General features: G+C 72.1%; 10 protein-coding genes. 9 read left to right on the top strand and 1 reads right to left on the bottom strand.

Going from position 1 to position 11,501, the window contains the following annotated elements; translation table 11 throughout:
• Nucleotides 1–46: 46 nt before the first annotated feature.
• From AB0I68_RS29425 to AB0I68_RS29395, 7 genes are all read left to right on the top strand, one after another.
• A complete protein-coding gene (locus AB0I68_RS29425; RefSeq protein ID WP_363180401.1) occupies nt 47–2,332 on the top strand; it encodes a bifunctional glycosyltransferase family 2 protein/CDP-glycerol:glycerophosphate glycerophosphotransferase in 2,286 nt (761 codons plus the stop codon).
• 119 nt (nt 2,333–2,451) lie between these two features.
• Nucleotides 2,452–3,219, top strand: coding sequence for an iron-containing redox enzyme family protein (locus AB0I68_RS29420; protein WP_363180400.1), 768 nt, complete (start codon nt 2,452–2,454; stop codon nt 3,217–3,219).
• 33 nt (nt 3,220–3,252) lie between these two features.
• The gene (locus tag AB0I68_RS29415) at nt 3,253–4,230 is read left to right on the top strand and encodes a 2-hydroxyacid dehydrogenase (RefSeq protein ID WP_363180399.1); all 978 of its coding nucleotides are present in this window, start codon (nt 3,253–3,255) and stop codon (nt 4,228–4,230) included.
• 2 nt (nt 4,231–4,232) lie between these two features.
• Nucleotides 4,233–5,387 (top strand): FAD-dependent oxidoreductase, encoded by a 1,155-nt coding sequence (locus tag AB0I68_RS29410; RefSeq protein ID WP_363180398.1) that lies wholly within the window; start codon nt 4,233–4,235, stop codon nt 5,385–5,387.
• Between the two features lie 54 nt (nt 5,388–5,441).
• Nucleotides 5,442–5,972: a hypothetical protein gene (locus AB0I68_RS29405; protein ID WP_363180397.1), complete on the top strand. Its 531-nt coding sequence runs from the start codon at nt 5,442–5,444 to the stop codon at nt 5,970–5,972.
• Nucleotides 5,973–5,985: 13 nt separating this feature from the next.
• Entirely contained in the window at nt 5,986–6,879 is an 894-nt protein-coding gene (locus AB0I68_RS29400) for a hypothetical protein (protein ID WP_363180396.1), read from the top strand.
• A complete protein-coding gene (locus AB0I68_RS29395) occupies nt 6,879–8,723 on the top strand; it encodes an SUMF1/EgtB/PvdO family nonheme iron enzyme (RefSeq protein ID WP_363180395.1) in 1,845 nt (614 codons plus the stop codon). Before AB0I68_RS29400 ends, AB0I68_RS29395 begins: the two co-directional genes overlap by 1 nt.
• Before the next feature lie 90 nt (nt 8,724–8,813).
• Here AB0I68_RS29395 and AB0I68_RS29390 read toward each other — a convergent pair whose 3' ends face one another.
• Nucleotides 8,814–9,452 (bottom strand): TetR/AcrR family transcriptional regulator, encoded by a 639-nt coding sequence (locus AB0I68_RS29390; protein ID WP_363180394.1) that lies wholly within the window; start codon nt 9,450–9,452, stop codon nt 8,814–8,816.
• Between the two features lie 164 nt (nt 9,453–9,616).
• Between AB0I68_RS29390 and AB0I68_RS29385 the strand changes: the two genes are divergently transcribed.
• Together AB0I68_RS29385 and AB0I68_RS29380 are read left to right on the top strand one after the other, a co-directional pair.
• On the top strand, nt 9,617–10,534 hold the full coding sequence (locus tag AB0I68_RS29385; protein ID WP_363180393.1) for an ABC transporter permease: 918 nt from the start codon (nt 9,617–9,619) through the stop codon (nt 10,532–10,534).
• Entirely contained in the window at nt 10,527–11,345 is an 819-nt protein-coding gene (locus tag AB0I68_RS29380; protein ID WP_363180392.1) for an ABC transporter ATP-binding protein, read from the top strand. The genes AB0I68_RS29385 and AB0I68_RS29380 overlap by 8 nt, the downstream gene beginning before the upstream one ends.
• The last annotated feature ends 156 nt before the right edge of the window (nt 11,346–11,501 follow it).

Genomic DNA, 11,501 nt, shown 5'->3' with positions numbered 1-11,501 from the left:
CCTCCGGCCGGGGGGACCCCCACCCAGCGGCAGCTGGGGGAGCCATATGCCCACGCCGACCCCTGGATGTGCCGTGCCCCGGTTCAGCGTCATCGTGCCCGCGTACAAGGTTCAGGCGTACCTCCAGGAGAGTCTGGACTCGGTCCTGTCCCAGTCGTACCCGGATCTGGAACTGATCGCGGTGGACGACGCCTCCCCGGACGCCTGCGGGTCGATCATCGACGAGTACGCGGCGCGTGACCCCCGGGTGACCGCCGTGCACCTGGCACACAACGTCGGCCTGGGCCCGGCCCGCAACGCGGGACTGGCCCGGGCGAGCGGCGACTACCTGGTCTTCCTCGACGGGGACGACACCCTCGCCCCGGGCGCCCTGCAGGCCATCACCGACCGGCTCAAGGACACCGGCTCCCCCGACGTCCTCGTCTACGACTACGCGCGCACCTTCTGGACCGGGGAGCTGGTGCGCAACCGCCTCGCGCACCGGCTGTCCGAGGAGGGCCCGGCCAGCTTCCGGCTCGCGGACCGCCCGGCCCTGCTGGGCATGCTGATGGTGGTCTGGAACAAGGCGTACCGCCGCGAGTACGTGGAGCGCGAGGGGCTGGAATTCCCGCCCGGGTTCTACGAGGACACCCCCTGGACCTACCCGGCGCTGCTGGCCGCCGAGTCCGTCGCCGTCCTGGACCGGGTGTGCGTGCACTACCGCCAGCGGCGCACCGGCTCGATCCTGACCACCACCAGCCGCCGGCACCTGGAGATCTTCGACCAGTACGACCGGGTCTTCGGGTACCTCGCAGGCCGTCCCGAGCTGGAGCACTGGCGCCCCACTGTGCACCGGCGGATGGCCGAGCACTTCTGCGCCCTGTACGCCGACCCGCGCCGCCTCCCGCGGGCGAGCCGCGCCGAGTTCTTCCACCGGGCCTCCGGGATGCTGCGCCGCTACCGGTCCGCCGGCCCGCCCCCGCCGTCCCTGTCGCGCACCGACCGGGTCCGGCACACCCTGATGCGGTTCGGGGTGCGCCGTACGTACCGCACGCTGTCGGTGCTCCGCTCGGCCGCGCTGGCGGCGGGGCGCGCGGGGGTGTCGCTGGGGCGGGGCCTGCGCGAGACGGCGCTGCGCCTGCACTACCGCCTCCAGCGGCTCCTGCCGCTGCGGCCGGAGCTGGCGGTCTTCTCCGCGTACTGGCACGGCGGCTACGCCTGCAACCCGGCGGCCATCGAGGCCAGGCTGCGCGAGCTCGCGCCCCGGATGCGGACGGCGTGGATCTGCGACCCGCAGCACGCGGCGACGCTCCCGCCGCAGACGGCGATGCTCCGCCCGGGCTCCGCGGCGTACTGGACGGCGCTCGCCAGGGCCACGTATCTCACCACGAACGTCAACTTCGACCGGGCCCTGGTCAAGCGGCCGGGCCAGGTCCTGCTCCAGACCCAGCACGGCACCCCGCTCAAGCGGGTCGGCCTGGACCTCCAGGACCGGCCCGCGGCCACCCCGACGACGGATTTCGCGGGCCTGCTGCGCGGCGCGGACCAGTGGGACTACCTGCTCTCCGCGAACCGCCACTCCACCCTGGTGTGGGAGAAGGCGATCCCCTCCTCGTACACCACGCTCGAGTACGGCTACCCGCGCAACGACGCCTTCCACCGGGCCACCCTGGACGACGTCCTGGCGCTGCGCGAACGCCTCGGCATCCCGGCGGGCGGGGTGGCGGTCCTGTACGCGCCGACCCACCGCGACTACCGGCGCAGCCGGCCCGAACACCTCGACTTCGAGCGGGTGCTGCGCGATCTGGGCCCGCGCTTCACGATCCTGACGCGCACGCACCTGACGTACGCGGACGCGCCGGCCCGGCCGGTGCGCCACCCGCGCCTGATCGACGTCTCCGCGTACCCGTCGGTGGAGGAACTCTGCCTGGCGTCGGACGCACTGGTGACGGACTACTCGTCCCTGATGTTCGACTACGCGGCGCTGGACCGGCCGATCGTGATCCACGCGGACGACTGGGAGGCGTACGAGGCCGCCCGCGGCACGTACTTCGACCTGCGGTCGTGCCCGCCGGGCGCGATCGCCCGGACCGAGGACGAGCTGGTGGACATCTTCGCCACCGGGCACTGGAAGGGCTCCCGCTCGGCGCAGCTGCGGGCGGCGTTCCGGTCGCGGTTCTGCGCGTACGACGACGGCCACGCGGCCGAGCGCGTCGTCCGCAGCGTCTTCCTGGGCCTGCCGGCCGCGATCCCGCCGATCGTCCCGCTCCCGGAGCGCCGCCCCGCTCCCACGGCCCCGTGCTCCACCCCGGAACCACACTGGCCCCTGACAACTCCGGGGCTGTGGCCGTAGCCGTCCCGTCCTTCCGTTCCCATTAATCCGCCCGCAGATCGGCTTCTTCTGGGCCACTATGGGAGCGCCTTGCCTTGTGTGTCGACCGTCGGGCGTCCCAACACGGAAGAGGTGTCACGATGGCGTTGACCGGACCGTGGAACGCGGAGTTGGCCAGCCAACTTGTGGAATCGAACTTCGTTCAATGGCAGTACGGCGCAAGGTTCCTTCCCACCGGGTCCGTCCCCCTGCACCCGGTGGTCGAGGAAGCGAGCCGGCTGGTCCCCGAAAGCGGGGTCGAGCGGCATCCGTTCTTCGCTCTGGCCGGGGGGTCGCGGCCGGCCCTGGAGTTCTGGGTGACGCAGGAACTGTTCGTCACCGGGGTGTTCGCACAGTTGCTCGGCCTCACGTCGAGCGCGCTGGTCAACGTTCACCAACGGGCCCGTTTCAACCTGGTGTTGCAGGGGGAGCACGGAGGCGTGAAGGACGGGGTCGCACGGGCGTCGCACCCGTGGCTGCTGCACAAGCTGGCGCACAGCATGGGCATCCCGCCCGGCTCCGTCGCACCGGCCGAACCGACCTACGACTTCCTGCGGGACCTGGCGTCCTCCATGAGCTCCCCGATCGGCGCGCTGGGCGCGCTCGGAGTGGGAAACGAACAGATGCTGGTCCCGGAATACGGGGCCGTCAAAAGTGCTTTCGAAAGCGCGGCACCGGAAGTCGAGCACGGCGATTTCCTGAACGCCAACATCTATGAGGATACGGAGCACTCAGCCCTCATCGCGCATATAGCATCCGAGCTGATCGCGCACGATCCGTCGCTGGCCGAGGACTACTTGACGGCCGCCCGCCGCTCTGTCACCGCGCGGATGCGGTATTACGACAGGTTGGCCGATCTCTTCACATGACCATCAGTCACTATCCGACGTTTGGGGTATCGCGTGGCCGATCTGGGAAAGATCCTCGTAACGGGCAGCAGCGTGGCGCAGAAGCACCTCGACCGCCTGTCCGAGTCCGGCTTCAGGGTGCACCCGGTCCCGGGCCTGCTCAGCGAGGACGAGTTGGGCACCGAGCTGGAATCGTGCACCGCCTACCTGCTGGGCGGGGATGAGTTCGCGTCGCGCGCGGCGCTCACCCGGGCCAAGTCGCTGAAGGTCGTCGGCTTCCTCGGAGTGGGCTACCAGTCCTTCGTCGACGCCGACGCCGCCGCCGAACTCGGCATCGCCGTGACGAACACCCCCGGAACGCTCACCAACAGCGTCGCCGAGTTCACGGTGGGCCTGCTCCTCGCCCAGCGCCGGCAGATTCCCTCGTACGCCGACGACTTCCGCTCCGGGCGTTCCGGCGCGGAGGAGAAGCAGCACGATCTCGCCGGGCACCGGCTCGGCATCATCGGCCTGGGCGCGATCGGCACCCGCATCGCCGAGATCGGCGCACTGGGGCTGGCGACGGAGACGGCGTACTACTCCCGGACCCGCAAGCCCGAGGTCGAGGAGCGCCTGGGCATCGCGTACAAGGACCTGCCGAGCCTGCTGTCCTGGGCCGAGAACCTCATCGTCATGGTGCCGGACACCCCCGAGACGCGCGGCATGATCGGCGTGGACGAGGTCGCCCTGCTGCCGGCCGGCGGGATCACCCTCGTCAACACGGCGCGGCCCTCCGTGGTCAGCCCTGCGGCGCTGCTCCAGGGCCTGAAGAACGGGCGCATCCACACGGCGGCGTTCGACGGCTTCTACGACGCGGACGTCCCGGAGACGGCGGAGCTGCTGGCGCTGCCCGCATCGAGGCTGCTGGTCACCGGGCACATCGGGTCCCTGACCCACGACGCCCGCGACGCCATGGCCGTCAAATGCATCCAGTCCATCGTCAACGTGGTGACGGGAGAGCAGGACTCCTACATCGTCAACGGGAGCAGCTGAGCATGGGCTCCGCACTCGTCGTCGTCGGAGCGGGCGTCATAGGCTGCGCGGTCGCCGCGGCGGCGAGCGACCTCTTCGACAGGGTCGTGCTCCTCGACGCCCGGCCGGACACCGGGCTGGCGGCGAGCTGGGCGGCCATCGGCGGGATCACACCGCAGAGCGACGACTTCTGCCGCGGCCCGCTGCGGCAGTTCGCCGAGGCGAGCCGTCGGATGTACCCGCAGTGGCTCGCGGGGCTGGAGGCCGGATCCGGGATCGCGGTGCCGTTCCTGGACTCCGGGCTCCTCCAAGTGGCGTTGGACCCCTCGGAGCAGCGGCGGGTCCAGGAGCAGCTGGTCCCGCAGTGGGTGGAGCAGGGCTTCCGGGTCGAGCAGCTCGACGCGGGGAGCACGGCGCAGGCCGAGCCGCTGCTGTCGCCGGCCGTGCTGTCGGCCGTACGGCTGCCGAGCGAGGGCGCCCTGGAGCCGCGGGTGCTGATGTCCGCCCTGCGCGAGGTGGTGCGCCGGGATCCGCGGATCGAGGTCGTGGCCAGTGCCCGGGTGCGGGGTGTCACACCGGGCGCCCAGGGGGTCGAGGTGCTGCTGGAAGGCGGTGGCGTCGTCCGGGGGGACCGGTGCGTGGTGGCCGCGGGGGCGTGGAGCCCCGAGCTCGTGCCCAGCCGGCCCGGCGGGCAGTTCCCCGTACGGGGCCAGGCCGCCGAGCTGGTGGTGCCCGGCAGCGGGGGCTACCCGCTGCGCCACCACGTGTACTGCAAGGTCGCCCTGGACGACACCACGGTCTCGTCGTACGTGGTCCCGCGCCACGACGGGCGGGTGGTGGTCGGCGTGACGTACGACCAGGGCCGCTGGGACGAGGAGCCGGAGGACCGTGCGACCGAGCGGCTGCTGGCCGCGCTGCGGCTGGTGGTGCCGGCCTCGCGGGACTGGAGGCTGGTCGGTTCCTGGGCCGGGATCCGGCCGGGGACGGCCGACGGCTACCCCTTGGTGGGAAACGCCGACGCCGACGGCAGGGTCGTCATGGCGACCGGCCACTTCGGCGTCGGGATCACCCTCGCCCCGATCACGGCGGCGCTGGTACGGAGCATCCTGTCCGGGGCCGGGCTGACGGCCGGCCAGGCGGATGCCCTGCGTGTGATGGACCCGCGGCGATTCCTGTGAGGTGCGTACCGAGTGGCGGCAGCAGACCTGAAGGCCATATGGCATAGCAGGGCGATGCGCTGGGGGCTCCTGGCCGCGGTGGTCCTGCTCCTCTCCCTTCCGCTGTGGGGACTCCAGCCGTACGGGAGGAAATTCGACCACGACGCGGCGGGGACATGGGGGGACTGGGTCAGCGGGGTGGGCCAGGTCGGCGCGGTCACGGCCGCCGTCGGCACGGTCCTGCGCTCGGAGAACCAGGAACGGAGGAGGCAGCGCACCGCCGCGGCCGCGTGGATGACGGTGCTGTCGGACGGAGGTCAGCCGTACTGGGCGGTGCAGGTGGAGAACTCCACCTCCCTGCCGGTCTTCCGGTGGCGGGCGGACAGCCCGGACGGATCGGTGCACCTGTGCCACGAGGAGCTCGGGCCGCTCGTCCCCGGCCGGACGGACTACGAGGTCCCGCTGACCGTGCAGCCGGACCAGCGCCGGGCACTCCCGCTGAAGTTCGTATTCGCAGACAGTGATGGACGGTTCTGGAGCCGGTCGGAGCTGGGGGGCATCACCGCCGTCCCCGAGCCCGCGTCATGGCATCCGGCCGGCCCGTGATGGGTGAGGTGAGATGACCCCTGAAGAAGGCTCCGGCCCGCAGGGCGCACGCCCGGCGATCCGTCGCATCAACCCGCAGGCGCCCCGCGGGACGAGTGACCGCGTCCCGGATCAGCCGGGCCCGGCCGATCCGGGGCCGCCGCCCGCACCGGACCCGGCCCCGCGGGACCTTCCCGTGGAGCTGGTCCACTACCTGGGCGCGCTGCGCGCCCTGTCGGCGACGAGCCAGGAGGGCGCGGACGCCGTCGCCTTCCCCGACCGTCCCCTGGATGCGGTCTGGATCCCCCGGGAGGTACGGCAGATCGACGCCCTGGCCCGGACCGCCCCGCCGGGCGACGAGGACACGCCGGGCCTGCCCCTCGACGGCATCGTCCTGCACGGCGCGGGCCGCTCCGTGGTGCTCATCGGGCCGCCGTGTTCCGGTCGCACCTCGATCTGTACGCACTACGCCTCGCTGCTCGCGGAACGGGCCCTGGACGGCGACACGGAGGCGCCCGTACCGCTGCTCGTCAACGCCCTCGACGTGCCCGCGCAGGGAGACTTCGCGGCGACCGCCGAGGCCATCACGGACGCCGCCGTCACCCGTTCGGGGATCGGGGTCTACGGCGGCAACGCACGCACCCTGCTGCGGGGTTCGCTCGACCGGGCCTTCCTCTTCGTGGACGGCGTGGAGGACGTTCCCCTGCGCGGCCACGCGAGTTCCGACAACTGGTCGCCGCGCACCGTCCTGCAGACCCTGGCGCAGCTCCACGTGCACTTCCGCAACCTGCGTGTCCTCGTGACCGTCTCGGATTCGAGCTGGTTCTCCGCCGAGTGCGCGAGGGCGCGCGACGTCAGCGCCTACTTCCTGCGGCCGCCCAAGCAGCGCGACCTCGAGAACTACATCACCGGATGGTTCACCGCCTGATGACCACTCACGAAGGAAAGCTCTCCGAGCGGCTCATCGCCGCGATCCGGGGCGACAGCGCTCTCGCCTCGGCCGCGCGCGTCCCGTACCTGCTGCACCTCCTGGTCGTCTCCACCGAGCGCAACCACGAGGTCCCCACGTCCGTCGGACACTTCTGCCGGCTGGCCTCGGAGGAGTTCCTGCACAAGCGTCCCCGCAGACGCGCCGCGGCCGCCGCGGACCCGTGCCTCCTGCGGCCCTGCTACGACACGGAGATCCAGCGGATCATCGAGGAAGTGGGCTTCTCCATCACCTCGTTGAGATCGGCGCACCCCGAGGCGAACTCCATCTCCGCGGCCGCCGTCCAGGAGCCCATCCTGCGGGCGCTGGGCGAGGACCTCGAGTTCCTCGACGCGTACCCGGCCGTGGTCGACTACGTGCAGTTCCTCAGGAAGGGCCACGGCATACTCGCGGTCGACACGGCCACCCAGCTCTCCTTCAGGGAGAACCTCTTCCGCGACTACTTCGCCGGCTGCGCACTGGCGCGCCGGGACTCGGAGACCATCGTCGGGCTGTGCCGCCATCCCATCTGGCACGCCCCGCTGCGCTACTGGGCCAGCGCCCAGACCACGCCCGAGGGGCACCGCCTCGTCACCGGCACGGCGGCCGAGCTGGTGGGCGCCGCAGAGGAGGCCGACGACGAGGGGCTGCCGCTGTGGCTGCTCGCCGGCGAGCTGCTCGTGATCCTCGCGGCGGCCCGGCCGGACTCGGAGCCGTCCGGGCTCGTACGGCGGCTGCGGCGCTCGGTCTCGGACGCCGCAGCCGCCGCCCGCGGGGACCGCGGGCAGGATCTCGAGACCCGGGCCCGCGCGGCCACCGTGCAGGCGCAGCTCAACCCGTCCACGTGGGAGGAGCGATCAGGCTCGTTCCTCGCCCGGAGCTGCGCCGTACCGGCGGGCGACTACCCCATCGGCTCCACGACCCCGCTCAACTCGCAGGACGACAAGTACCGGCACATCGACTGGTTCCCGCAGCGCACCGAGGCCATCGGCTCCTTCCGGATCTCCACGCTGCCCGTCACCAACCGGGACTACGCGCAGTTCGTCGCCTCGGGCGGGTACCAGGACCTGGACTGCTGGCCGGACGGGCCGGCGCGGCTGTGGGTCAGGCACGACCCGTCCTTCATCGACGCGCCGGACGGACCGCGTGCCGGGTCGACGGACACCCAGCGGATCCATCTGAGCAAGGAGATGCGGGAGGGCATCGTCGACGAGGAGTCCCTCCAGGAGTACGTGGACCAGCTGCTGCTGCGGCAGGTGCCGCTCTACTGGTGGGATCCCCGCTACAACCAGCCCACCCAGCCGGTCGTCGGGGTGAACTGGTGGGAGGCATTGGCGTACTGCCGTTGGCTGACGAAGCGGCTGCGCGAGCGGAACGTGCTGGACGGCAACGGTTACGCGGACATTCCCACCGAGGCCGAGTGGGAGTGCTCCTGCCTGGGCCGGCCGGCGCCCGACCCCTACCCGTGGGGGAACGAGTGGCAGGAGGGCATGGCCCATGTCCGCACGGCGCAGGGCTGGACCCAGCGCTCCGTGCCCGTGGGCCTGTTCCCCTGGGCGGCCAGGGAGGGCGGCCCCCAGGACATGATCGGCAACGTGTGGGAGTGGACGCGGTCCCTGGCCCGGTCGTACGAGGACGCCCGGCCCGGCCGCGAGGACCTCCGGGCCCCGGGCGACCGCATCGTCCGCGGGGGCTCCTGGTTCTCCCGAGAACAGCGCGCCCGCATGATCCAGTTCCGCTCGTACGACCCGCCCCAGAACGCCTACGTGGATCTGGGCTTCCGCGTGGCCTTCTACACCCGCTAGCCGGCTCCGGCCCGTCCCGCCTCCCCGGCTCCCCCGGCGTTTCCCGCGCGGGGCCCGGGGCGGGGCCCGGTTCCTTCCCCTCGGCCCCCGTCAGGACGCGGACGACGTGGCCGTCAGGCCCGCCACCACCGACCTGGCCAGGTCGTCCAGGTACTGCGCCGGCACGGCGTCCCGGACCACCACCTGCCGCCAGTAGAGCGGGCCGATCGCCAGGTCCAGCGCCCGGCCCGGATCCGTTCCCCGCGCCAGTTCGCCCCGGGCCACCGCCTCCGACACGATCCCCTCGGCCATCCGCCGCTCCCCGTCCAGCAGGGCGCCGCGCACCGCGTCCGCGATCTCCGGGCTGCGCGCCGCCTCGACCAGCAGGTCCGGGATCACCGCCGAGGCGACCGGGTGCCGCAGCACATGCGACATCACTTCGAGCAGGGCCCGTACGTCCCCGTACAGCGATCCCGTCGCCGGCACCGGCAGGCCGTCCACCGCGAAGGCCCCCACCAGGTCCAGCACCAGGTGCAGCTTCGACTTCCAGCGCCGGTAGACGGCCGTCTTGCCGACCCCCGCGCGCCGGGCGATCCCCTCGATGGACATCCGCGAGAACCCGACCGCGGCCAGTTCGTCCAGCACCGCGGCCCGGATCGCCTCGGTCACGTCCTTGCGCAGGACGGCGGCCCCGGCGGGGGCGCGGCGGGCGGGAGCGGGGGTGGGGGCGGCGGCAGGGTCCGTGGTCATGCACAGAGCATAGCCGCGCACGCCGGGACCAACCCGTCACGACGATACGGTTGCGTTCCGACGTGTCGCGCCCTAACCTCGCCGTAGCGACGATACGTATTCGTCCCATCGCCGGCCGACGCATCCGATCCCCGTCGAAAGCGACCCCCGTGACCCCCGTGAACGTGACCACCACGCCCGCCGCGCTCGCTGTCGCCGCCGCGCCCGCCGCGCCTGCCTCGCTCGCAGAACTGGCGGCGGCCCACGGCCTGACCGTCAGCGGCGCCCGCCCCTCGCTCCCGAGCTACGTGCGCCAGCTCTGGGGCCGCCGCCACTTCGTGACCGCGTACGCCACCGCCCGGATGCACGCCACGTACAGCACCGCCAGGCTCGGCCAGGTCTGGCACCTGGTGACGCCGCTGCTCAACGCGGCCGTCTACTACTTCATCTTCGGCGTCGTCATGAACGCCAGCCACGACGTGCCGGACTACATCCCGTTCCTGATCACCGGCGTGTTCGTCTGGGACTTCATCGGCAGCTCCATCAACGCCTCCACCCGCGCCGTCCACGGCAACCTCGGCCTGGTCCGCGCCCTGCACTTCCCTCGCGCCAGCCTGCCGCTGTCGACCGTCGTCCAGCTCTTCCAGCAGCTGCTGGTCACCATGGGCGCGCTCGTCCTGCTGCTGTTCGCCTGCGGCCAGACGCCGACCGTGAAGTGGCTGCTGGCCGCCCCCGCACTGCTCCTGATGGCGGTCTTCTGCGCCGGCGTCGCCATGGTCATGGCCCGCCTCGGCAGCAAGAGCCCGGACATCAGCCAGCTGATGCCGTTCATCCTGCGCACGTGGATGTACTCCTCCGGGGTCATGTGGTCCATCGACCAGATGCTCAGGAAGGACCACCTCGCGCACTGGGTCACCGTCGTGCTCAAGACCAACCCCGCGGCCGTCTACATCGACCTGATGCGCTACGCGCTGATCGACAGCTTCGACCCGCACGCGCTCCCGCACCACGTATGGGCGATCGCCGTCGGCTGGGCCCTGCTCGCGGGCGTCGGCGGATTCATCTACTTCTGGAAGGCTGAGGAGGAGTACGGCCGTGGCTGACACCGCAACCGCACCCGCGCACCCGGCACCGCCCGCGGCGGTCCCCGACACCCGCGTCCCCACCGTCATCGCCGACGAGGTCCACGTCGTCTACAAGGTGCACGGCGCCGGCGCCCGCAAGGGCGGCGCCACCGCCGCCCTCAGCCGGATCTTCTCCCGCAAGCCCGCCCCGGGCATGCGCGAGGTGCACGCCGTCAAGGGCGTCACCTTCGTCGCGTACAAGGGCGAGGCCATCGGCCTGATCGGCTCCAACGGCTCGGGCAAGTCCACCCTGCTCTCCGCGATCGCCGGCCTCCAGCCCGTGGCCCGCGGCAAGATCTACTCCCACGGCCAGCCCTCGCTCCTCGGCGTGAACGCCGCCCTGATGAACGACCTCACCGGCGAGCGCAACGTGGTCCTCGGCGGCCTCGCGATGGGCATGTCCAAGCAGCAGGTCCGCGAGCGCTACCAGGGCATCGTCGACTTCTCCGGCATCAACGAGAAGGGCGACTTCATCTCCCTCCCGATGCGCACGTACTCCTCCGGCATGGGCGCCCGGCTGCGCTTCTCCATCGCCGCCGCCAAGGACCACGACGTCCTGATGATCGACGAGGCCCTGGCCACCGGCGACGCCGCCTTCCAGCGCCGCAGCCAGGCACGCATCGAGGAGCTCCGCGAGCGGGCCGGCACCGTCTTCCTCGTCAGCCACAGCATCGGCACGGTTCGCGAAACCTGCGACCGGGCGATCTGGCTGGAGTCCGGCGTCCTGCGGATGGACGGCCCCTCCGCCGAGGTCTGCGACGCGTACGAGGAGTTCACCTCAGGCCGCTGAGACCGGGACCGGCGAAGCGCCGGCGCCGACGTGCGCGGCCCGCCCGCCCGCGGCGCCCGTCAGGGCCCCGTGGACCACGGCCGGCGCCCCTACGGGAACGGGCGGCCCCGGGACCATCAGGTCCCGGGGCCGCCCGTTCAGCCGTTCCGGCTGCGC

Origin of the sequence: Streptomyces sp. NPDC050448, from assembly GCF_040655295.1 — a bacterium.
Lineage (GTDB): Bacteria > Actinomycetota > Actinomycetes > Streptomycetales > Streptomycetaceae > Streptomyces.
Note: the sequence above shows the minus strand (reverse complement) of the source record. Positions and strands in the feature narration are given on the sequence as shown.